General features: G+C 60.8%; 20 protein-coding genes. 18 read left to right on the forward strand and 2 right to left on the reverse strand.

Going from position 1 to position 22,375, the window contains the following annotated elements; translation table 11 throughout:
* The 18 genes from AC23D6_RS18295 to AC23D6_RS18380 all read left to right on the forward strand — a co-directional run bounded on the left by AC23D6_RS18295 (position 1) and on the right by AC23D6_RS18380 (position 19,526).
* Positions 1-1,398, forward strand: a complete 1,398-nt coding sequence (locus AC23D6_RS18295; protein ID WP_487750624.1) for an FAD/NAD(P)-binding protein — start codon at positions 1-3, stop codon at positions 1,396-1,398.
* A gap of 52 nt (positions 1,399-1,450) precedes the next feature.
* Complete coding sequence (locus AC23D6_RS18300; RefSeq protein ID WP_487750625.1) at positions 1,451-4,921, forward strand: hybrid sensor histidine kinase/response regulator; 3,471 nt, start codon at positions 1,451-1,453, stop codon at positions 4,919-4,921.
* A 1,908-nt stretch (positions 4,922-6,829) separates the two neighbouring features.
* Positions 6,830-7,270, forward strand: coding sequence for a YbbD-related protein (locus AC23D6_RS18305; RefSeq protein ID WP_487750626.1), 441 nt, complete (start codon positions 6,830-6,832; stop codon positions 7,268-7,270).
* A 56-nt stretch (positions 7,271-7,326) separates the two neighbouring features.
* Positions 7,327-7,743: a hypothetical protein gene (locus AC23D6_RS18310; protein WP_487750627.1), complete on the forward strand. Its 417-nt coding sequence runs from the start codon at positions 7,327-7,329 to the stop codon at positions 7,741-7,743.
* Between the two features lie 30 nt (positions 7,744-7,773).
* Positions 7,774-8,298 (forward strand): ankyrin repeat domain-containing protein, encoded by a 525-nt coding sequence (locus AC23D6_RS18315; protein ID WP_487750628.1) that lies wholly within the window; start codon positions 7,774-7,776, stop codon positions 8,296-8,298.
* A gap of 97 nt (positions 8,299-8,395) precedes the next feature.
* Complete coding sequence (locus AC23D6_RS18320; protein ID WP_487750629.1) at positions 8,396-8,758, forward strand: hypothetical protein; 363 nt, start codon at positions 8,396-8,398, stop codon at positions 8,756-8,758.
* Between the two features lie 65 nt (positions 8,759-8,823).
* Positions 8,824-9,366 carry a hypothetical protein gene (locus AC23D6_RS18325; protein WP_487750630.1) on the forward strand — a complete coding sequence of 181 codons (543 nt, stop codon included), beginning with the start codon at positions 8,824-8,826 and terminating at the stop codon, positions 9,364-9,366.
* Positions 9,367-9,851: 485 nt separating this feature from the next.
* Entirely contained in the window at positions 9,852-10,292 is a 441-nt protein-coding gene (locus AC23D6_RS18330) for a YbbD-related protein (protein ID WP_487750631.1), read from the forward strand.
* A 100-nt stretch (positions 10,293-10,392) separates the two neighbouring features.
* Positions 10,393-10,827 (forward strand): hypothetical protein, encoded by a 435-nt coding sequence (locus AC23D6_RS18335; RefSeq protein WP_487750632.1) that lies wholly within the window; start codon positions 10,393-10,395, stop codon positions 10,825-10,827.
* 442 nt (positions 10,828-11,269) lie between these two features.
* On the forward strand, positions 11,270-11,581 hold the full coding sequence (locus AC23D6_RS18340; protein ID WP_487750633.1) for a DUF5076 domain-containing protein: 312 nt from the start codon (positions 11,270-11,272) through the stop codon (positions 11,579-11,581).
* Positions 11,582-12,414: 833 nt separating this feature from the next.
* The gene (locus AC23D6_RS18345; RefSeq protein ID WP_487750634.1) at positions 12,415-12,714 is read left to right on the forward strand and encodes a MafI2 family immunity protein; all 300 of its coding nucleotides are present in this window, start codon (positions 12,415-12,417) and stop codon (positions 12,712-12,714) included.
* A 75-nt stretch (positions 12,715-12,789) separates the two neighbouring features.
* Positions 12,790-13,077, forward strand: coding sequence for a hypothetical protein (locus AC23D6_RS18350; RefSeq protein ID WP_487750635.1), 288 nt, complete (start codon positions 12,790-12,792; stop codon positions 13,075-13,077).
* A gap of 1,165 nt (positions 13,078-14,242) precedes the next feature.
* On the forward strand, positions 14,243-14,611 hold the full coding sequence (locus AC23D6_RS18355; RefSeq protein ID WP_487750636.1) for an SMI1/KNR4 family protein: 369 nt from the start codon (positions 14,243-14,245) through the stop codon (positions 14,609-14,611).
* A gap of 192 nt (positions 14,612-14,803) precedes the next feature.
* Positions 14,804-15,202, forward strand: coding sequence for a DUF6438 domain-containing protein (locus AC23D6_RS18360; RefSeq protein WP_487750637.1), 399 nt, complete (start codon positions 14,804-14,806; stop codon positions 15,200-15,202).
* 1,163 nt (positions 15,203-16,365) lie between these two features.
* Positions 16,366-16,734 carry a hypothetical protein gene (locus tag AC23D6_RS18365; protein ID WP_487750638.1) on the forward strand — a complete coding sequence of 123 codons (369 nt, stop codon included), beginning with the start codon at positions 16,366-16,368 and terminating at the stop codon, positions 16,732-16,734.
* Between the two features lie 1,217 nt (positions 16,735-17,951).
* On the forward strand, positions 17,952-18,377 hold the full coding sequence (locus AC23D6_RS18370) for a DUF5990 family protein (protein WP_487750639.1): 426 nt from the start codon (positions 17,952-17,954) through the stop codon (positions 18,375-18,377).
* 213 nt (positions 18,378-18,590) lie between these two features.
* Positions 18,591-19,115, forward strand: a complete 525-nt coding sequence (locus AC23D6_RS18375) for an HIT family protein (RefSeq protein WP_487750640.1) — start codon at positions 18,591-18,593, stop codon at positions 19,113-19,115.
* A gap of 21 nt (positions 19,116-19,136) precedes the next feature.
* Positions 19,137-19,526 (forward strand): Na+:solute symporter, encoded by a 390-nt coding sequence (locus tag AC23D6_RS18380; protein WP_487750641.1) that lies wholly within the window; start codon positions 19,137-19,139, stop codon positions 19,524-19,526.
* Positions 19,527-19,562: 36 nt separating this feature from the next.
* On the opposite strand, the gene AC23D6_RS18385 is transcribed toward AC23D6_RS18380, so the two are convergent.
* Entirely contained in the window at positions 19,563-20,231 is a 669-nt protein-coding gene (locus AC23D6_RS18385; protein ID WP_487750642.1) for a response regulator transcription factor, read from the reverse strand.
* 113 nt (positions 20,232-20,344) lie between these two features.
* Positions 20,345-22,288: an acetate--CoA ligase gene (gene acs, locus AC23D6_RS18390; RefSeq protein ID WP_487750643.1), complete on the reverse strand. Its 1,944-nt coding sequence runs from the start codon at positions 22,286-22,288 to the stop codon at positions 20,345-20,347.
* Between the last annotated feature and the right edge of the window lie 87 nt (positions 22,289-22,375).

A 22,375-nucleotide genomic window follows, 5' to 3' on the forward strand; every position in this document is an offset into this window, starting at 1 on the left:
ATGAGCGAAGAGACCGCGACTGCCCCGCTGCCGCCCTGCGACCTTGCGATTATCGGTGGCGGCGCCGGGGGCGTGCTGGTGGCGATGCAGGCCCTGCGCCAGGCCACCACGCCGCTGCGCATCGTCATGATCGAGCCGCGCGACGTGCTCGCGCAGGGCGTGGCGTATGCAACAACACATGGCGAGCACGTACTGAACGTGCCCGCCGCGCGGATGAGCGCCTTCGATGACCGACCCGCGGACTTCCTGGACTATGTGGTGGCGACCACGCCGCCGGGCGGCCCCGACCGCGATGCGCTCGCGCATGCCTTCATCGAACGCCGTCGCTATGGCGACTATCTGCGCGCGCGCCTGGGCGAAGCGATTGCAGCGAGTCCGGCGACGCTCCAGGTCGTGCACGATCGCGTCAGCGAACTCGAACCGGATGCCGATGGCGCGACACTGCGCCTCGAAGCGCACGGCAGCTTGCGGGCGAAGGGCGTCGTACTGGCGGTAGGCAACACGCCCAAGCCGCTGCCGGCCCGCGGCGCGCCGCAGTTGCCGCCGGGGCGCTCGCTGCCGGCATGGGATTTCGATGCGATCAAGGCGATCCCGGTCGGCGCCGACCTGTGCATCGTCGGCTCCGGGCTGAGCATGGTCGATACGGTACTCAGCCTGGCCGACAACGCGCACGCGGGCACGATCCACGTGCTGTCGCGGCACGCCCTGCTGCCGCTGCCGCATTGCCACGGCGCGGCCGCTACTTACGACCCCGCACCGCTGCAGACGATGGGCCTGCGTGCGCGCATGCGCTTCCTGCGCGGCGCGGCGAAGCAGGCAGTCGCCGACGGGCTGCCGTGGCAGTCGGTGATGGAACGCATCCGCCCGCATGGCCAGGCGCTGTGGCAGTCGCTGTCCCTGCCCGACCAGCGCCGCTTCCTGCGCCATGTGCTGCGCCAGTGGGACGTTCATCGCCACCGCATCGCGCCGGAAGTGCATGCCCGCTTGCAGGCGCTGGTCGAACGCGGCCAGCTGCGCCTGCACCGCGGTCGCCTGGACACGGTGCTGGCCGAAGGCCCGCGCCTGCGTGTCAGCACGCACGCCCGCGACGGTCGCATCGACGAGTTCGATGTCGACTACGTGGTCAACGCCACCGGCGTAGAGATGCGCGCGCAGACCATGCGCAGCCCGCTGCTGCACGACCTGCTGGGCAAGGGCCATGCACAGGCCGGGCCGCACGGCATCGGCTTGAAGGCCGCACGCGACGGGCGCATGGTCGATGCGCAAGGGCAGTCGCAGCCGCACGTGTTCATCCTCGGCAGCCTGCGCATCGGCTGCGTGTGGGAAAGCATCGCCATCCCCGAACTGCGCGGCCAGGCCGAGACGGCCGTGCGCGGGCTGTTGGCACCGGACACCTGAGCGCACGCCACGCAGTACACTCGGCGACGGGTTGGGCGCGGGGGAGAGGGCGTTGGTTTCCAGCTGGATCCTGCTGTTGGTGTCGATCGGCTACGCCGCACTGCTGTTCGGCGTAGCGTGGTGGGGCGACCGCCGCCCGATGTACCCCGACCGGCCTTGGCTGCGTCCGGTGGTCTACAGCCTGGCGCTGGCCGTGTACTGCTCGTCGTGGACGTTCTACGGCGCGGTCGGCAGCGCGGTGCGCAACGGTCTGGGGTACCTGCCGATCTACCTCGGCCCGGTCCTGCTGCTGCTGTTCGGCTGGCGCATCATCGAGCGGCTCGCGCTGATCGCGCGCAGCGAGAACACCGTCTCCATCGCCGACTTCATTTCCTCGCGCTACGGCCGTTCGCGCCGGCTGGCCGCGCTGGTCACCGTGATCGCCCTGATCGGCGTGGTGCCCTACCTCGCCCTGCAGTACAAGGCCGTGGCGATGAGCCTGAGCGTACTCAGCGGCGAAGGCGGCGACAGCACGCACGGTTTCTTCACCGATCCCGCACTGTACGTGGCGCTGCTGATGGCCCTGTTCGCCGCGCTGTTCGGCACCCGGCAGGTGGATGCCACCGAGCACCACCACGGCATGATGCTGGCGATCTCGCTGGAATCGGTGGTGAAGCTGGTGGCGATGATCGCCGTCGGCGTGTTCGCCTATCTCTGGCTGGATGGCAATGCGATCCGGGTGACCGATTCGGCGCGTACGCTGTTCGAGAACGCACCGCCGGTGGGCTTCATCGCTCAGACGCTGCTCGGCTTCCTCGCCATCGTCTGCCTGCCGCGCCAGTTCCACGTGGCGGTGGTGGAATGCAGCGACGTGGGCGATATCCGCAAGGCGCGCTGGTTGTTCGGCGGCTACCTCGCGCTGTTCTCGCTGATGGTGGTGCCGGTGGCCGCCGCGGGCGTGGCGCTGTTCGGTGGCAGCAGCGTGGCCGACGACAGTTACGTGCTGGCGTTGCCGCTGGCCGAAGGCCGCACCGCGCTGGCCATCGTCGCCTACGTCGGCGGCTTTTCGGCGGCGACCGGCATGGTGATCGTGGCCAGCATCGCGCTGGCGACGATGGTCAGCAACGACCTGATCATGCCCGTGCTGCTGCGCCGCGGCTGGGCCGAGCACCACGCGGCGGCGGACGTGGCTTCGCGCGTGCTGTGGATCCGCCGCGTGGCGATCCTGCTGCTCGCGCTCACCGCCTACAGCTATTACCGCAGCAGCAGCAACGACAGCACGCTGGCGTCGTACGGCCTGATGGCCTTCGCAGCGGTGGCGCAGTTCGCGCCCGGTCTGATCGGCGGCCTGTACTGGCGCGGCGCCAGCCGGCGCGGTGTGGAAGTCGGCATGGTGCTCGGCTTCGCCACCTGGATCTACACGCTGTTGTTGCCGACGATGACGCAGGCCGGCTGGTTCGATCCGCACTGGCTGCACAGCGGCCCGTTCGGCATCGCCTGGTTGCGCCCGCAGCAGCTGTTCGGCCTGAGCGGGTGGGACACGCTGACGCACGGTACGTTCTGGTCGCTGCTCGTCAACACCGGCGCGATGATGATCGTCTCCGCGCGCTCGCGCCCCGGCGTGGACGAACGCCTGCGTGCGGCCCCGTTCCTGGACCCGTATGCACAGCGTCCCGCGCTGGTCGCCGGCGAGTGGCCCGGCAGCGTGCGCGTGGGCGACCTGCGCACGCTGGCCGAGCGCGTGGTCGGCGAGCGCCACGCGCGGCGCGCGTTCGCCGAACAGGCACAGGCGCTGGAGCGCGAGCTGCAACCTAATGCACCGGCCGACCGTGCCTGGGTGCAGTTCACCGAGCGCTTGTTGGCGGCGGCCATCGGCGCCGCATCCGCGCGGATCGTGCTGACCAGCGTGCTGCGCGGCTCGGGCATGGAACTGGGCGAAGTGGTGGCCGTACTCGACCAGGCAGGGCAGGAATTGCGGTTCAATCGCGAGATCCTGTCGACCACGCTGGAGAACATCAGTGCCGGCGTCAGCGTGGTGGACCCGGAGATGCGCCTGGTGGCCTGGAACCGGCGTTACCAGCAAATGTTCGGTTATCCGGAGGGCATGCTCTACGTGGGGCGTCCGGTGGCGGACCTGATCCGCTACAACGCCGAGCGTGGCGAACTGGGCGACGGCGATATCGATGCGCAGATCAACAAGCGCATCCGCTACATGCGCGCGGGTTCGCCGCATATCTTCGAACGCGTGCGCGCGGATGGCCAGGTGATCGAAATGCGCGGCCAGCCGTTGCCGGGCGGCGGCTACGTCACCAGCTACAACGACATCACCGATTTCAAGCTGGCCGAGTCGCTGTTGCTGGAGACCAACGAAACGCTGGAACAGCGCGTAGCCGAGCGTAGCCAGGCGGCCGAGCACGCGCAGCAATCGCGTACGCGCTTCCTGGCCGCCATCAGCCACGACGTGCTGCAACCCCTCAATGCGGCGCGCCTGTTCGTCAGCGCCTTGCGCGACAGCGAGCAGGGTGCCGATGCGCAGGCGCAGGAACGCCAGCACTTGGCCGAGCGCGTGGATGCGTCGCTGCGCGCCGCCGAAGAGTTGCTCGACGGCTTGCTCGATGTCTCGCGCCTGGACGCCGGTGGCCTGCATACGCAGATCACCGATTTCGATGCCGGCGAGCTGTTGCGCGAGCTGGCCGCACAGTACGCGCCCGTGGCGGCGGGACGCGGGCTGAAGTTGCGCGCGCACGCGCGCCCCATCCCGGTCCGCAGCGACCGCCGCCTGCTGCGGCGCGTGCTGCAGAACTTCCTCGCCAACGCGCTGCGCTACACGCGCGAAGGTCGCATCGTGATCGGCATGCGCGTGCGAGGCGACCAGGTGGTGCTGCAGGTATGGGATACCGGCCCCGGCATCCCGGATAACCACATGCGGCAGATCTACGACGAGTTCCACCGCTACCAGCAGCCCTTCGACTGGGGCGAACGCGGCCTCGGCCTGGGCCTGTCGATCTGCCAGCGCATCTCGCGCCTGCTGCAGCACGAACTCGACGCGCGCAGCAAAGTAGACCGCGGCAGCATGTTCTCGATCGTCGTGCCGCGCGGCACCCAGGCCAGCGAGCGCCGCACGTCCTCGCGTCGCGCGGCGCTGGCGAGCGATTCGCTGGCCGGCCTGCGCGTGCTGTGCGTGGACAACGACCGCGAGATCATCGATGGCATGCGCGCCCTGCTGGGACGCTGGCAGGTGGATGTCATGTCCGCCACCACGGTCGACGAGGCGCTGGAGAAGATCGCCGAAGGTCCCGCCGTGATGCTGGTCGATTACCACCTGCACGACCGCCTCGACGGCCTGGCCACGCTAGACGCCCTGCGCGCCGCCAGCCCCGGCCCCGTCGCCGGCGCCCTGCTGACCGCCGACGGCCGCGACGAACTCAAACGCGAAGCGCGCGAGCGCGGCTACCGTCTGCTGACCAAGCCGGTCAAACCCGCCTCGCTCCGCGCGTTCCTCGCCGCCCACCACATTCCGGTGCAAGTGCCCGCCCCCGAGTGACGCCCCACCATGCCCATTACCACCTCAGATCTACGGCTATAACGGATTAGCACCGCTCAACCGCGGGATAACTGCGCTCCTTCAAGTTGCCGAGCGAACTCATGTTTGCCCGAGAGGGCCGTCCGCCAAGGGTTTTCGGCAATTGACGGTGGAAATCGCCTGGCGTCAGAATCGTGCTATACCCCGCTTTCGGGGTCTAATAGGTGTTAGGCGTCCGTGGAGCAATCTTCTTTCACCGTGGAGTTTCACCCTCATTTGCAAGCACGAGACTGGCACAGCTTCATGTTGGCTGTTGGTACTGCGGGCGCAACTAGCCACTGGCTGTCCAGTCACAGCGTCGAGCTGACTTGTATCAAGCGTAGTCAGCTGCAGCATGTGGGGTACATCATCTATAGAGTGGCTGACCCCGCTCTTGGCAAGGTGGTTGGTGTCAAAGGGGAGGCGCAAGCTAGGGCCAGCCACTATGCCCGGCACGCCTAACAATTCATTCAAGCCGAACCCGCTTCGCGGCTCGGCTTAATTCAGGTGTTAGGGCGCGATGAGAACATCAAAGGTGCTCATGCTGGTTGTATCGGCCTATCTTGGCGCATGTGCCAACATGCACACCAGTTCACCACCAGAGTTAGATCTCTTGAAGCTCAAAGAGTCTTTCTCTTTGTACGAGGGCAAGCGAGTTGTAGTCCATGGCTGCACTTATATGGATCCACATGGTGCTGTTGCTGTGGTTAGCTGCGACCCACGCCTTACCGCAAACCATATCGCTACGTTCATGACGGTAGATCGCTCGGATAAAGCCTCGCTCGCGGAGTACCAGGGACTATTCAGAGTGCTGGGGCCTGCATACAGGATGAGCATCACAGCAATCCCTAGGCTCGCGTCACACGGCCACTGGCACATCCTAGAGTTCGAATCAGCGGCCGAAGTAGCCGAGGTTGACGCATGCAAGCTCTGGCTAACTGGTGAATCATGCAATTAACTAGATCGGGCTGGGCTAGCTGCTCGCGCCCTAACAATTCATTCAAGCCGAACCCGCTTCGCGGGTCGGCTTAATTCCGGTGTTATGCGTGGGTTGGCGCATTGATGTTGTCGGCTCCGGTAACGCGTCGACTTCTGCAGCGCTGCCGGCTTCGGTGTTGGTCGCTCGCTGATTCATCCGGACGACTGGCACCTCCGCACTTCGCTTCACTCGGCTTCGGATGCATCGCGTTCGTGCCGCTCGGCAAAGGATGGCTTCATGACCTTCGGATTCGCGACACTGTCGGCTTCGGTCTTTGCTGGCCTCGACCCGCTACGTGCTGGCGGATGCTTTGTCCATGCTCCCTGGTATCGCGCAGCCGTTGCAGGCTGTCGACTTCGGGTTTACCTTGGCGCGCATAACAATTCATTCAAGCCGAACCCGCTTCGCGGGTCGGCTTAATTCTGGTGTTAGGCACCATGCCCAAGCTCACCGCTATCTGCTACCGGCTTCTTCAGGGTGAGGAGTCTGCCGTAGAGGCTGCAGCAAATGGTGAGACCCATGATTTTGGCGGTGAGCTGGTGCTGACCTTCCAAGATGGTCAGAGGCTCTTCGTCTCCTGGGTTGGCGAGCCTGTCCAGTACGCTATTGGCACCAGCGACGCATCTCACTTCTTACCAGACGCTGCGCTTACGGACTTTGATGTTTCTACGTCTGCCATTTGGGCTGACCTAATCAATCAGGATGTGTCGCTCCTTTTTGCAGCGCCTGAGAACCAAGTCCTAGAGGTCTCGTCCCCAACAGCACGCCTTATGCTTTGCTCTTACGAGCGGGGTCACTGGTGGGCTGACGAGGTAACCGTTTGCAAAGAGGCACCAGCACCGTATGGTGCCTAACAATTCATTCAAGCCGAACCCGCTTCGCGGGTCGGCTTAATTCCGGTGTTAGCGGGCATGAGCAAACACTTTCGCCACTCATTGATTGTCGCAACTTGCCTACTTACTTCTGGTTGCTTCTGGGAGACAACCGACGCGTCTTACTCAACAGCCAAAGAAGTTATTGATAGTGGCTACCTGGAGAAAGGATGGATACCGCATTGGCTGCCTTCTGACGCCATCGATCTCCAAGAGACCCACAACATTGACTCAAATGCCAGTGAGCTGTCTTTCTCAATCCCAAATAGAGAGTCGCTAACGCTTCCAGAAAGCTGCATTCCGACAGATTTCAAAGGCACCGTCCCGGCTTATATTCAGCGCCGCTGGTGGCCAAACGAAGAGGAGCTCCGCGAGTCGTATGTTTTCTACAAGTGCCCGGCCGATGCAACAGAATTTACGTTCGTTGGCATTAGGGCAGATGGACAGCGGGTGCTTCACTGGCGTACATATGCCCGCTAACAGTTCATTCAAGCCGAACCCGCTTCGCGGGTCGGCTTAATTCAGGTGTTAGGGCCATGATTCGACTTCTTCTGGGGCTGTTGCTAACACCACTGATTCTTCAGCTTCCTTATCTAATTCCGCCTTATGGGACTTTCACCATGTGGTGGTTTCGCCTCATGCTAGTCATTGGCTACACGGCAATGCTGCTTTTCGGCGTCCCGCTCGTCTGGTTATTCATTCGCAAACGTTGGCTTTCTTGGTGGCAATCGGTCCTCGGCGGCCTAATAGCGGTCAGTCTCTTCCTTGTTCTTTGGTTTGTTACATCACCCTGGGAGTACTTCGTACTCAACGGGCTGGCACTGACGCTCTCCTCTTTGCTTCTTGCCGCAATCGGGGGCCTTGTGTTCTGGGTTATCGCACTTTGGCGTAATTCTCGCTTCACTGGCCCTAACAATTCATTCAAGCCGAACCCGCTTCGCGGGTCGGCTTAATTCAGGCGTTAGACCGCAGAGCAAGCCACAATGCCCGCCCAAGAAAAGCACCCACTTACTGCCGCATTTGAATATATCCGATCAGGATCAGTCCGAGAGACTGAATCGATTCTCAGAAGCCATCCTGAACTAATAAATCAACATACATACTTTGCTGGCGGGACATTGCTTCACTATGCGGCGGCCGAGTCAACTTCAGAGGTGGTAAAGCTCCTTATAGACCTGGGCTTTGACGTCAATCTTAAAGGCAAGACGTATCAAGATTCTGCCCTGGACTTGGCATGCTGTAATGGACACCTCGATAACGTAGAAATGTTGCTTCAGCATGGGGCAAAAATAGTACGGGCGCAGTCGCACACTGACCCATTATTTGGCGCCATCATCGGTAGAAGCCCGGATATTGTTAAACTCCTCATAGAGAATGGCGCTGATCCAAACAAGCGTCACACCCTTGGAAGCGGCGCAATCGTTGACGCACATGATTTTGCCGTAATGAGAGGTGAGCTTGAGTGCGCGTCGGTCATAGTCAGTCTAATGAGCCGTCAAGTTCAATAGCTGCGGTCTAACAATTCATTCAAGCCGAACCCGCTTCGCGGGTCGGCTTAACTCAAGGTGTTAGGTGCCAATGCCTAGATCAACCCGATTTGCTGGATTGGTTGCGCTGCAGCTTTGTGCACCGGCCGCGCTTTACTTGGTGGTTGGGCTCTATAACGGCCGCAACGATGTTCTCAAGTACCTGCTACCCAACTACCTCTTCATGGCATTGCCGCTGCTGCTAGTCAGCTGCTTGACTATCTGGCCCAAAGCTCGACAACCTGCACTTCTGTGGGGGCTTTCATTCCTCAATGTGATGCTCATTGCCTTTCAGCTTTGGGTCTTGCTGGCAGTCCCAAGGCATGAGTCTGGCCTTGCTTGGCTCCTCTATGTGCCGCTATGGTGCGTGGCGTTGCTGGCCTTTTTCGTCATTTTGCTCATAGCAAAGCGCAAGGGTGCCGGCCAGCCGGTTGGCACCTAACAAATCATTCAAGCCGAACCCGCTTCGCGGGTCGGCTTAATTCAGGTGTTAGGCGTCATAAAAGCATGAGCGTGACTCATAGATTCATAGCCAACCCTACCGAACCATCAGAAGTGATGGCTTGGTTCCAGTCTCTAGACACTCCAGTCACGAGGGCGGCGACCGAGTATGGTCATGCTCTCCACTTCAGAGACTTCGGCCCTCTTTCGTATCTCCATACTGGTGGCATAGATGCAGATACCTCCCCTGTAGCGACGATTGTTCTGCCACAAGTCCGTCGAAGCGCTCTCTGGACAGTTGGCGAGGTGCACTTCCGCGCCACTCCATTGCGCAAGCAATTCCCACAGTTGCACAAGATCAGTACTGCTTTTTCAGAATGGCTTTCTTCGCTAGATTGCGTCTATTCCAACAAGCGCCAAGAAAACCCTTATGCCTATTACCTGGAAGGCTCTGCAAAGAACGAAGACGCTCCAATATTTGCCTTCCCTTCAGCACTCAAAGCCCTCAAGAAAGAGCAATATTTTGTCGGCCACATGGACAATGAGTTTCGACTGGACACCATTTGTAAAATGCTTCGGCTACGTGGAGTTGACTGTGCTGAGGCCTAACAATTCATTCAAGCCGACGCCGCTTCGCGGCTCGGCTTAATTCTGGCGTTAGCCATCATGTCAGATAGTCCTCTACGGATAGTCGATGTAAGGCCACCCACGACGGAGGAGCTCGACCTACTGAGCACCATCAGCATGGTTGGCTTCGGGATCAGTGTGCTGGCTTTTGTCTGTGTAGTGGCAGCAGCCTCATTCGTCGCCGCTAAGACACGCTTACCTGGGCGCTTTAGCGTTCTCGCCAGTACGCTGGTACTCCCGACGTGGTGGGCATTCGAGCAATACATGGGCGGCAGCTTAGAGATGACATTCGGCCCGGTTGCACTTCTGGTCACTCTTATCGTGTATGCGCTGTTTTCAGCACTTTTCTCTTTTGGATTTGTGCGCATGTGCTTGCACTTTCTCAAGCAACCACCAAGCATGATGGCTAACAATTCATTCAAGCCGAACCCGCTTCGCGGGTCGGCTTAATTCTCGTGTTAGCGGGCATGAGCAAACACTTTCGCCACTCATTGATTGTCGCAACTTGCCTACTTACTTCTGGTTGCTTCTGGGAGACAACCGACGCGTCTTACTCAACAGCCAAAGAAGTTATTGATAGTGGCTACCTGGAGAAAGGATGGATACCGCATTGGCTGCCTTCTGACGCCATCGATCTCCAAGAGACCCACAACATTGACTCAAATGCCAGTGAGCTGTCTTTCTCAATCCCAAATAGAGAGCCGCTAACGCTTCCAGAAAGCTGCATTCCGACAGATTTCAAAGGCACCGTCCCGGCTTATATTCAGCGCCGCTGGTGGCCAAACGAAGAGGAGCTCCGCGAGTCGTATGTTTTCTACAAGTGCCCGGCCGATGCAACAGAATTTACGTTCGTTGGCATTAGGGCAGATGGACAGCGGGTGCTTCACTGGCGTACATATGCCCGCTAACAGTTCATTCAAGCCGAACCCGCTTCGCGGGTCGGCTTAATTCAGGTGTTAGGTGCCGCGGATGGTCCCATACGGTTTGAACCAAGAGCAGTTTGTCTCGATGTATCAGCGCAAGCTGGATCGTCTTTCAGACCAAACTATCCGCGCGCTCAGAGAGATATTGACCCTTCCGCTCGGACACGGCGTAAACGAGGCGCACCTGGAGATCTTCCCGGACGAGTACGGTGGAGCTCCCAGTATCTGGGCCTACTGGCGTGGCAAGAACAACAAGGTCGATCACGTAGATCAAAGCCTCTTTCCCGGGAGGTCACTTGAGCTTGACCTTGACCTCAAAGACCTCGCAGAGATTGACGAGCAGTACTTTGTTGGACCTGACGAGTTCCCTGGCTTTCAGTTGACAGTCTCTCTGCTCTCGCGCTGGCTCGCGGAGTCATGGTGGAAAGCTGGTGGGTGGACGTATCCTGTGCCAGCAACGCTGGCCGTGCATGATTTTGGGTCGTATGGGTGGGTGCAGCTGTCCAAGGGCGGCACCTAACAAATCATTCAAGCCGAACCCGCTTCGCGGGTCGGCTTAATTCTGGTGTTAGGTGCCTTTGAAAGATGATGGCAAACTCATACGAGACGCTTTCCTTTCGCGCCGAGATCTCCCTCGATGAGGCTGCGCTGGTAGGCCGGCCTGGCTTCGGCTCTGGCATACGGCCAAACCACCATCTCCCCGGGCGAGATTACTGTGTGCTCGGACAGATAGATTTCATTAATGTCGCTTGGCTATCCCCAGGCAGCAAGTGCCAAGCCAACTGTGTATTTGTAGTACCGCAGGAGGATGTCTCGATGTTTGTTCCCGGCTTTCGCTGGGAATTCTCCGAGGGTGTTCGTCGTATCGGATGCGGCATACTGCTATCCATGGGCGGCACCTAACAATTCATTCAAGCCGAACCCGCTTCGCGGGTCGGCTTAATTCAGGTGTTAGACCTGCTATGAAACCACTCGTTGTCCCACCAGCAGCGCAGCGCGATCCGAACTCCGTCCAGATGCTCAGCGCCTGGATCGCGGAGGAACAACAGCACTGCACGCTAAAGATCGGCATGTGGCATGACATGGGGCGTGACGAGCCTCGTGCATGGGGTATCTTTCTTGCAGATACGGTTCGACACATCGCAAATGCACTGCAAGAGCAGCATGGATTTTCCGCCCCTGATTCCATTTCAGCAGTTCTTGAGTCGCTGCATGACGAGCTGGCCGACCCTACGTCACTTACTACAGGATCGTTTTCCCATGGTCATAGCTAGCAGGTCTAACAAGTCATTCAAGCCGATACCGCTTCGCGGCACGGCTTAATTCTGGTGTTAGGCCGCTATGACTGCAATCACAAACTTGCTGGCACAAGGGGCCGATGAGATTCGCCGGTTCAAGGCCACTACAAGCGCAGCGCCATACGGCGGTGCCTGGCTGGATCGTTTAGCTGATCGGCTATCCGTTGCCAGCACTCTCGGCCCCGATAGAATTGAGCTGGAGGTTCGCGCTATTGCGCACGCCCTCTTAGACTCTGGCCCATTCGAGAACGAGGCAACACCCTCTTTCTGGCAAGCGGTAGATGCACTTCAACGCAAGACGGGTCGTCCGTAGCCTCATGGGTACGCGGCCTAACAATTCATTCAAGCCGAACCCGCTTCGCGGGTCGGCTTAATTCTGGTGTTAGGCCTTAGATCAACTTCAGTGACAACTCAGCCAAAAGCCAACCGCATCTTTGCCTGGACCGCCACACTGATTGGTTTGTCGGTTCTTGGCGTAACCGCTTATGGGCGTTTCGCTGTGCCGTCACTGCCGATCGAGCCGCCTAGTTGCGAGCCGTTGCCTCCCAACGTTGTAAAACTCGGGCCGGCTGTCGTAGTAGGTCACGCCACTCTCCCAGAGCTCCGTGAGCTGGGCTGGACAGAGCTGCGCGCTAAGCTACGGCAAGGTGACAAGCTTCATGGCTTTGAGACGCAAGTAACTGGCGGTCATTTGGCAATGCGAGGCAACTGCTTTTTGGGGCAGACGAGCGCATGGATCCGCTAAGGCCTAACAATTCATTCAAGCCGATGCCGCTTCGCGGCACGGCTTAATTCCGGTGTTAGGCCGCATGAGCGATATCGCTAAACCTCAAGCTCTGCTACTCTCACTTCAGCGCGCCCTTCTCGGCGATGTCCACCCTCAGTTGCGCCAAGCCTCGATTGAGGCCGACGTTGTCGGGCACATCATCCGACTCCGCTTTGAGTACGACGGCACTCCATCTGATGCCGCTAGAGAGATCTGCTCACTCGCCGCTACTGAGGTAATTGCGGACTTTCCGAGCCCTTGGGACCTGGATGAGCAGCATGTTTCCGCCCTGGCCTCATCAGGGTTGTCACCTCTCAAGCATGTTGCATATCGTCGTGCCTAGTCCCAGCATGCGGCCTAACAATTCATTCAAGTCGAACCCGCTTCGCGGGTCGGCTTAATTCCGGTGTTAGGCCCCGTGATCATTTCTTTTGAAGGCCCAGTTTTCTTTGCCGCGGCGGACGAAGATCGGTTCTTCGGCTGGCTTAGCGCGCTGCCCCAGTTTCAGTCCGTTCGCGGCGTCGGCACTACGCTGGAGTTGACCCTCGGCTACCCTGTGGAGCCTGAGACCGTACGACAACTCCTCGTGATCTTCCGTCGCTGGCATCTGGACGTGACGCCATTGCTAGCGCTGCGCTCGCCAGAGACATACAGTTTCGTGCTCTGGGATACTGGCATCGGAGAGGTCTCGGGTACCGGGGCCTAACAATTCATTCAAGCCGAACCCGCTTCGCGGGTCGGCTTAATTCAGGTGTTAGGCCTCAAGAGCAAGCATCATGAGATTTGCTGTCAGGGCAATCGGCTACTTGGTTTCTGCGCTTGGACTGGGTGTTGCGATCTTTGGCTTACTGGCCCTTGCTGATCCGCAAGGCGCGCAGCTTGCCAATGACTCAGATCCTTTTGGGGCGCCGCCTCAGACTGGCCAGCTATTACTTCACATCGCAGTCGGTGTGGCCTTGTTGGCCCTCGGCATCTGGCTTGTCGCACGCAAGCCGCGGGTGTAGCTTGAGGCCTAACAATTCATTCAAGCCGAACCCGCTTCGCGGGTCGGCTTAATTCAGGTGTTAGCGCTCATGGTCTCTCTCATCCGCACGTTGACCATTTTTTCGCTAGCCCTGCTCTTGGCGCCTTTGCTCATGCCATTCGAGCACCCCATGACCGTGAGTATCCCGCTAGATCAACCACCCCCAATGTGGGTCCTCGGCGCCGCTTTGCTGCTTGGCGGCTTTGTGATTGGAGCAGTGGCTTCGGTAGGCCTCATGCGACTCAAACGGTTGGGCCGACTGCTCGCTACAATCGCATCTGCTTTTATCTTCTTAGCTATGTGGCTTCTAGCGCAATCGCCGCTCGCAAGCCATATAGGTAGCTTTAGTATTGCGCTCTTCGCGGTTGGGGCACTGGCCTGGCTGTGTGGCGTCGCTCTGTCCTACCATCCGCTTGTGGCGTCGCGCTTCCAGGCATGAGCGCTAACAATTCATTCAAGCCGAACCCGCTTCGCGGGTCGGCTCAATTCCGGTGTTAGGCCCCATGCCAAAGCTCCTCACGACTGTGGAAGATGCATTTGAGATCACCGGCCGCGGGCTCATTGTGGTGCCTGGTCCATTGCCAAAAGACTTTCCGGGTGCTGCCAAACTTCTCGCTGAGCTTCGGCGCCCGGATGGCTCTGTCCTTTCAGCGCCGTTGCAAGTGCAGCATTTCTTCCAAACTCCTCCACCCAAGGAGTACCGCTGGGGCTGCGTGTTCCCCACCCTATCCAAGCGGGACGTTCCGGCGGGCACTGAGGTGTGGGTCGATGGGCCCTAACAATTCATTCAAGCCGAAGCCGCTTCGCGGCTCGGCTTAATTCAGGCGTTAGGCCGCAGAATCACATCATGGCGAACGTGACCACTACGCTCTTTCGCGAATGGCTTGAAGCTGATGGCTTGCTGGGCCACATCGACGATTACAGCCACGCATCGTGCGCGCTTGCCACCGATGCGAGTGTCGTGGAAGAGCTGAATCGGCTCGCCCGCGGTAGCACGGTCGAATGGTATCCGGGCATCTATCGTTGGCCAGAGAACGACTGGATCATCGGAGAATCGGGCAGCGGAGATCTCTATCTCGTGGCCGCCAGCGACCCGGAACCAGGTGTCTGGGAATACGATCATGAAACCAGAGAGAAGCGCCTCCTTGCCCCCAGCCTTCGTGAGTTCTACGAGTTTTGCATCCGCATCGAGCGCGAGCGCGGGGCTGCGGCCTAACAATTCGTCCAAGCCGACGCCGCTTCGCGGCGCGGCTTAACTCAGGTGTTAGCCGTCATGCGAAGACTTTGGGCAATCTTAGGAACGGGGCTCTTGATCGGCTGCCAGAAGGCGCCTGCACCTCTCGCTTCATCATGGAGCGAGCTGCAAAAAGTAATCTCGTCGACCCCCGAAATTCTGGATACTCAACATGTGTCCGCCCTCATCCCGTACGACAGCATCAAGCTAGATCGCGGCCCTTGCTTAGGGAGCTGTCCTGTGTATTCAGTGACGTTCCACCGCAATGGGGAGGCATTTCTGACCGACGACTACTTATTACCAGAAAAGTCCGTTAAATATTCAGCGCACATCAGCCTGAGAGACTTTGCTCGACTTGCACAACTAGTCCACGCTGCTAAATCCGTATCGGACCAATCCGAGTATGCAGGCCAGTGGAAAGATGACTACTCAGCGGAGATTACTGTGACAGGCAAAGACGGCCACTGGACTGTCAGAGACTATGGCCAAGTAGCGCCTTATCAAGTGTGGGCATTAGAAGAGATCTTACATAGCCAGCGCATGTCTTCGGAATGGAAACGGGTGAGCCAATGACGGCTAACAATTCATTCAAGCCGAACCCGCTTCGCGGGTCGGCTTAATTCAGGCGTTAGGGCCCACGGGGGAGATCGGTGCAGAATCCAAGAAAAACGCGGCCAAACCCTCATTACCTCACCACTGCCTTGACGGTCATCTTCCTGCTTTCCGCTTGGGGTGCCTCCTTTAGTCGCAACTGCCAAAGCGATGGATGCATTGGCATCGTGTTCCCAGTAGGCGCAGCTTTGATCGCACTTCTGATCCAGCTCCTAGTGTTAATTCCGTTCTATTGCGTTAGGCGACGCAAATTGCAGTTGTCCTTTGGCAACCTCGCGGCGGCATGGGTGGGCGGCTCGCTTGCGGCCTTCGTCGTCCCATTGTTCTTTGCAAAGCTATGATGGGCCGTACGGGCGTTGGCCCTAACAAATCATTCAAGCCGAACCCGCTTCGCGGGTCGGCTTAATTCCGGTGTTAGGCCGCTAGGGGGCGGACTATGGGAAGTCGAAATTCAAGCGCGACCATTGTTATTACGCCTTGGCACTTCTGGAAGAATGTCTTAGGACTCGTGCTATTTGGCGCACTTCTAGCATACTGCTGCTACAAGCTTGTAACGTCCACTGTTCCTGCTGTGCTTCTTCTGGCCGGACTGGGCGCCTTCAGTCTGTTCATCACATGTGTACGCGTGATACGCAGGCTGCTCTTGATTCGGCGGATTCTTGCGACTGGCGGCACCCGGAATGCTTAGCTATCGGCCTAACAATTCATTCAAGCCGAACCCGCTTCGCGGGTCGGCTTAATTCCGGTGTTATGCGTGGGTAGGTGTTTTGGTGTTGTCGGCTTCGGTGGTGCTGCGACTCCTACCGTATCGCAGACTCCGGCGTTGATCGGTCGCTGACCTGCCCGGTTCGCTCGCGCTTCCTGGCTTCGCTTCACTCGGCTTCGGATGCATGGCGTTCGCGCCGCTCGGCACAAGGATGGCTTCATGGCTTGCGGATTGGCGGCGCTGTTGGCTTCGGCCTTTGCTGGCCTCGACCTGTCCGTGCGTTCGGATGCTTCGTCCGTGCTCCCTACTCTGCCCGCCCCGTTGCGGGCTGCTGGCTTCGGGATTACCTTGGCGCGCATAACAGTTCGTCCAAGCCGAACCCGCTTCGCGGGTCGGCTTAACTCAGGTGTTAGAGCCCATGAGGAAGCTGGCCACCCTTCTCAGCACGTTAGTCATCTGCTCCTGCAGTGGGAGCTATGAGCAGTTCGACACATCGATCCAGCTAACACGCGCTCCTGGCGCTACCGCGATAACTCTGGTCACCATTGTCACGCCCCAGGAGTGGGTGAAGGGAAACCCTGACGTTAGCGCGGCCACCTTCGCGCTGGAGCCCGGTGAGACAGAAACCAAGACTTTCTCAAACACGAAGCTCCCGGGCCGGCGCTACGCGTTCACCAGCTCGATGAGCGCACACGAAGTTCCATTGGTGACCGTGGTAACTTCCGTCTACCAAGGCGACAGCATTGTCTTTCGCTCAAAACAAGAGATCGTGAGTCATGGGCTCTAACAATTCATTCAAGCCGAACCCGCTTCGCGGGTCGGCTTAATTCAGGCGTTATGCGTGGGTTGGCGCATTGATGTTGTCGGCTCCGGTAACGCGTCGACCTCTGCAGCGCTGCCGGCTTCGGTGTTGGTCGCTCGCTGATTCATCCGGACGACTGGCACCTCCGCACTTCGCTTCACTCGGCTTCGGATGCATCGCGTTCGTGCCGCTCGGCAAAGGATGGCTTCATGACCTTCGGACTTGCGGCACTGTCGGCTTCGGCCTTTGCTGGCCTCGACCTGTTCCGGGCCTGCGAATGCTTTGTCCGTGCTCCCTGGTGCGGCGCAGCCGTTGCGGGCCGTCGGCTTCGGGTTTACCTTGGCGCGCATAACAAGTCATTCAAGCCGAACCCGCTTCGCGGGTCGGCTTAATTCTGGTGTTAGGCCCGCTATGGGACGTCTTCTACTTCTGCTCCTGATTGCCTCAGCTCACATCGCCTTCTTATTTGCTGCGTACGGCACCAAGTTCTTTGGGCTCTCGCTTCCGTCCGCTGTTGCCCCCATTGTCTGGCTGGGCGTGTCGTCGCTTGCGGCCGGGCTCGCCTACTACATTGCAAGCGCCGGGGTCGCCTCAGCGCGCAGCGCTTCGTTGGCGTTTTTCGCCACAGGAACATCGCTGTACGCCGGCGTATTTCTGGCATTCAATACGTTTGGCACGTGAGGCTCGCGATGCGCGGGCCTAACAATTCATTCAAGCCGAACCCGCTTCGCGGGTCGGCTTAATTCAGGTGTTAGGTCCCGTATGAAGCGCTCACTAGTTCTATTAGCAGTGATACTGGCCTCTCCCAGCTCGGCCGAGAACGATCCGGCTGTTCCACTCGCGTCTGGCCAGTACGACTTCCAACATCGCTTCGCTGAGCACCCTGCGATCCCGAGCATCAAACTAGAAGTGAAGATTACCGGATCGCATATCGTCGTAATCAACCCAGTAGCTTCTGAGCCATTCCCAGCCGGCACTCTCGCGGAGGGCGAGCTCATGTGGCACGCCGCGTCCCAGCAATGGATTATCGGTCGTGAGCCTTCGGACAAGCTAGCCACTGACGTGGGCGGTTGCAGCGATGGCCCCGAGACCGTTGACCTGATCAACAAGATCTATTGGACTTGTTAGGGTGCGTCCGGGGCGTAACAATTCATTCAAACCGACCCGCTTTGAGAATCGGCTCGGCTCAGGTGTTAGAACGCATGAAGCAGACGCTCAAGCTCCGACTGGTTGTGAATGATCCACTGCCGGGCGTTCACTGCGCCATGCAACGTGGGAGATCGGAACTTCTCCCGCCGCTCGTCTCCTCTGGCAACCTGGTTTTCGACTTCTCGGTGCAGGTGGATTTGTCCAAGGACCCGATAGCTCTTACCGGGGAGTTCGCACAAGGGCCGCCGGCCAAACGATTCGTTTACGTCAACTCCGGCACGTATGCAGGCGAATCTGGAACCTCGTGGTCCCGCAGGGCCAAGGTCCCCCTCACAGGCATCTCCGCTTCGTTGGCCGGAGAGGCCATCGCGTCAGGCGTCGCGTTGCAGGCCAGTGTGCACGGCAGGGCAAAGGACGGTGGCCCGTTCTGTGCTTCTGTCCCATTGCTTTCATGGTGGGCTATCGCGGGTGCCGACTGACCATGCGCTCAAGCTAAGGCCTGGTCGCAGTCTCGCTTAAACTAAATCGCACCGTGCAAGTCGGCTGAGCCACCGATTGTGGGCCGGGTCGCTGCTGAGATGCGAGCATCGGCTCATGGCGCCCTTCGCTGGCCCTCATGGTGTGCTTGCCGGGCGTAGCCTGCACCTACGGATTCGCCACACCCTAGTCATCCCATGAGCAGGAACCGACACGTGATCGAGCTCCCCGTCCGAGACCCCTGCGACCTCTGCGTGGCGGCCCATGAAGAGCGGTGGAAGATCATCGACGAAGACGATCACACGCTGACGGTGATCAACCCATGGCAGTTCGAGACGGGCCAGTGCTGCGTCATCACGCGGCGGCATGTCGCCACTTTGCTGGACCTTGACGCCCGGGAGTGCGGCGCGGTGCTCGCGGCCGCGAAGCGGGTAGCCGTGGCGCTTGTTGGCGCGTTCAGGCCTCTGGGCATACTCACTTTCCAGAACAATGGGGTGTACAGCGGCCAGGAGACGCCGCATTTTCATTTCCACGTCGTGCCCCGGCAAGCCGGCAGCGACTGGGGCATCGGCCCGCCGCAACTCGCTACGTTCGAGGGCGCCGGGCGCGCGCGTGGCACGCCGCATGATCCAGCAAACGATGCGCAGCGCATCAAGCGCGTGCGGGTACCCGACGCGCGCCTTGCCAAGACCGTGGCGCTGATCCGCGCGAACCTCCCGGCCAGGACCGACGGCCCGTAGCAGGATAACCAGGAGTCTGCCTTGGACATCTCCCGCAACACCGCTCGCATCCTCGGCGTCGCCGCCATTGTCGGCATCCTGATGTTGCAAGCCTTCAATAGCGCGGCCTGCTACGACCACTCGCTGATGGGGTACCTGGGCGCCGTCGGGTTCTTCCTGGTCATCCCGCTGCTGCCCGCCGCGGTCTCGCTGGCCACGGCCAACCCCTTGCGTGCGGTGGGCGCGTGCTTGCTGCTGGCGCCGTGGCTCGTCTTCGCGTACTACACGGACTGCATTCGTCCGTACGCCGGTGGCGGCGCCTCCATGATCTATGTAGCGGTCCTGTTCTGGGGGACACCCAGCGCCTTGCTTGGCGCGCTGCTCACCGGCCCGGTATTGCGGCGCTTCGGTATTCGGGTGGAAGGACGCTAGCGCAGCGGCGGTGCTGCCGCGGCGATGGCACCGACGCTACTCGCCTTCTTCGGGCGGCAGCACCAGGCCATCCGGATCGACCGCGAGGCGGCCGGCGGCGAGTACCGCCTGGGTACGATTGGTGACGTGCAGCTTGCGCAGGATAGCGGTGACATGCGCCTTGATGGTGGCTTCGGACACGCCCAGGTCGTAGGCGATCTGCTTGTTGAGGCGGCCGGCGCCGAGCATCTGCAGCACCTTGAACTGCTGCGGGGTGAGATCGCGCAGACGCTGCGCGGTTTCCTGCTCGTCCCGCGGCGTCGCTGGAGCGCTTAGCGCTTCGTCCGGCACCCAGCGTTCGCCGTCGAGCACGGCACCGATCGCCTGGCCGATGGTGTCCGAATCGGCCGACTTGGGGATGAAGCCCAGCGCACCGTGGTCGAGCGCGCGGCGCATCACCACCGGCTCTTCGCGCGCGGACACGATGACGACCGGCAACTGCGGATGCAGCGCGCGCAGGTGCACCAGCGCATTGAAGCCGTGCGCGCCGGGCATGTTGAGATCCATCAGCAGCAGGTCGGCGTCCGGGTGCATGTCGACAAGCACGTAGAGCGCGTCGACGCTGTCGGCCTCGTGCAGCTTCACGCCGGGCATCACCCGCTGCACGGCGCCGCGCAGGGCTTCGCGGAACAGCGGGTGGTCGTCGGCGATCAGCAGGGTGGGCATGGGGCGAGAAGTGAGTGGGGAGGCGTGAGGAGTGAGAGGTGCGGCGTCAGGATAGTCGGATGGAAGGGCTTCTGCCTTTACCCACTTCTCACTCCTCTTCCCTCACTCCTGCTTCACCGCACCTTGCGTTCGGCCACCAGCGATTCCACCACCGACGGGTCGGCCAGCGTCGAGGTGTCGCCCAGTTGCTCCGGGGCGTTCTCGGCGATCTTGCGCAGAATGCGGCGCATGATCTTGCCCGAGCGCGTCTTCGGCAGGCCCGGCGCCCACTGCAAATGGTCTGGCGTGGCGATCGGGCCGATCTCCTTGCGCACCCACGCCACCAGCTCCTTCAGCAGCTCGTCGCTTTGCGCTTCGCCCGCCTTGAGGGTGACGTAGGCGTAGATGCCCTGGCCCTTGATGTCGTGCGGGAAGCCAACCACGGCCGCCTCGGCCACCTTCGGGTGCGCGACCAGTGCGCTCTCCACCTCGGCGGTGCCGATGCGGTGGCCGGACACGTTGATGACGTCGTCGACACGGCCGGTGATCCAGTAGTAGCCGTCGGCATCGCGGCGGCAGCCGTCGCCGGTGAAATAGGTGCCCGGGTAGGTGCGGAAGTAGGTGTCAATGAAGCGCTGGTGGTCGCCGTACACCGTGCGCATCTGGCCCGGCCAGGAATCCAGCAACACCAGGTTGCCTTCGGTCGCGCCTTCCAGCCGTTCGCCGTTGGCGTCGACCAGCGCGGGCTGCACGCCGAAGAACGGCAACGTGGCCGAGCCGGGCTTGAGGTCGATGGCGCCGGCCAGCGGGGTGATCAGGATGCCGCCGGTCTCGGTCTGCCACCAGGTATCCACGATCGGGCAGCGGCCGTCGCCGACCACGTCGTAGTACCAGCGCCAGGCTTCGGGATTGATCGGCTCGCCCACGCTGCCCAGCAGGCGCAGCGAGGCGCGCGAGGTCTTCTTCACCGGCGCCTCGCCTTCGCGCATCAGCGCGCGGATCGCGGTGGGGGCGGTGTAGAAGATGGTGACCTTGTGCTTGTCGATCACTTCCCAGAAACGCGACACGTTCGGGTAGTTAGGCACACCTTCGAACATCACCGCGGTGGCGCCATTAGCCAGCGGTCCATAAACGATGTAGCTGTGCCCGGTGACCCAGCCGACATCGGCGGTGCACCAGTAGATATCGTCCTCGCGCAGGTCGAACACGGCTTCGTGCGTGTAACTTGCGTAGAGCAGGTAGCCGCCGGTGGTATGCAGCACGCCCTTGGGCTTGCCGGTGGAGCCGGAGGTGTAGAGGATGAAGAGCGGGTCCTCGGCGTTCATGCGCTCGGGCTCGCACTCGGCCGGCTGCGCATCGACGACGGCGTCGAACCAGCGGTCACGCGGCATCTGCATGTCCACGGCGCCGCCGGTGTGGCGAACGACCAGGACGGTTTCCACCGAGTTGGTACCCGGCAGCTTGAGCGCGGCGTCGACGTTCGCCTTCAGCGGCACTTTCTTGCCCCCGCGCAGGCCCTCGTCGGCGGTGATGATCAGCTTGCTGCCGCAATCGGCCACGCGGTCGGCGATGGAATTGGGCGCGAAGCCGCCGAACACCACCGAGTGAATCGCGCCGATGCGCGCGCAGGCCAGCATGGCGACCGCGGCGTCCGGGATCATCGGCAGGTAGATCGTGACGCGGTCGCCCTTCTGCACGCCCAGCGCGCGCAGCGCGTTGGCGAGCTTGCAGGTGCGTTCGTACAGCTCGCGGTAGGTGACGCCGTAGGACGGCGTGTCGGGGCCGTCAGGTTCGAACAGCAGCGCGATCTTGTCGCCCCGCTCGGCGAGTTGGCGGTCCAGGCAGTTGACGCTGGCATTGAGTTCGCCATCGGCGAACCAACGGATATGGAAATCGTCCAGTGCGTAGCTGACGTCCTTGATCTGGGTCGGCTTCTTGAACCATTGCAGGCGCTCGGCGGCCTGGCCCCAGAAGGCCTCCGGATCGTTGATCGAGGCCTGGTAATCGCGCTGGTACTGCTCGCGCGTGATGCGGGCCTTGGCCGCGAATTCCGGCTTGACCGGATACTGGTCAGTCATGAGGTCCTCCCGGGACGTTCAAGTGATGCGTCGATTCTGAGGCATGGACGAAGACCGGGCGAGATGGCAAAGCGCGTCGCGTGGCAT

It is taken from the genome of Pseudoxanthomonas sp. G3, assembly GCF_057654715.1.

Excerpts from the sequence above, each read along its gene's own strand:
- AC23D6_RS18295 (WP_487750624.1), top strand. The coding sequence starts at position 1 with ATGAGCGAAGAGACCGCGACTGCCCCGCTGCCGCCCTGCGACCTTGCG.
- AC23D6_RS18345 (WP_487750634.1), top strand. The coding sequence starts at position 12,415 with ATGAGCGATATCGCTAAACCTCAAGCTCTGCTACTCTCACTTCAGCGC.
- AC23D6_RS18330 (WP_487750631.1), top strand. The coding sequence starts at position 9,852 with ATGAGCAAACACTTTCGCCACTCATTGATTGTCGCAACTTGCCTACTT.
- AC23D6_RS18315 (WP_487750628.1), top strand. The coding sequence starts at position 7,774 with ATGCCCGCCCAAGAAAAGCACCCACTTACTGCCGCATTTGAATATATC.
- acs (WP_487750643.1), bottom strand. The coding sequence starts at position 22,288 with ATGACTGACCAGTATCCGGTCAAGCCGGAATTCGCGGCCAAGGCCCGC.
- AC23D6_RS18340 (WP_487750633.1), top strand. The coding sequence starts at position 11,270 with ATGAAACCACTCGTTGTCCCACCAGCAGCGCAGCGCGATCCGAACTCC.
- AC23D6_RS18335 (WP_487750632.1), top strand. The coding sequence starts at position 10,393 with ATGTATCAGCGCAAGCTGGATCGTCTTTCAGACCAAACTATCCGCGCG.
- AC23D6_RS18385 (WP_487750642.1), bottom strand. The coding sequence starts at position 20,231 with ATGCCCACCCTGCTGATCGCCGACGACCACCCGCTGTTCCGCGAAGCC.
- AC23D6_RS18370 (WP_487750639.1), top strand. The coding sequence starts at position 17,952 with ATGAAGCAGACGCTCAAGCTCCGACTGGTTGTGAATGATCCACTGCCG.
- AC23D6_RS18355 (WP_487750636.1), top strand. The coding sequence starts at position 14,243 with ATGGCGAACGTGACCACTACGCTCTTTCGCGAATGGCTTGAAGCTGAT.
- AC23D6_RS18310 (WP_487750627.1), top strand. The coding sequence starts at position 7,327 with ATGATTCGACTTCTTCTGGGGCTGTTGCTAACACCACTGATTCTTCAG.
- AC23D6_RS18305 (WP_487750626.1), top strand. The coding sequence starts at position 6,830 with ATGAGCAAACACTTTCGCCACTCATTGATTGTCGCAACTTGCCTACTT.
- AC23D6_RS18325 (WP_487750630.1), top strand. The coding sequence starts at position 8,824 with ATGAGCGTGACTCATAGATTCATAGCCAACCCTACCGAACCATCAGAA.
- AC23D6_RS18365 (WP_487750638.1), top strand. The coding sequence starts at position 16,366 with ATGAGGAAGCTGGCCACCCTTCTCAGCACGTTAGTCATCTGCTCCTGC.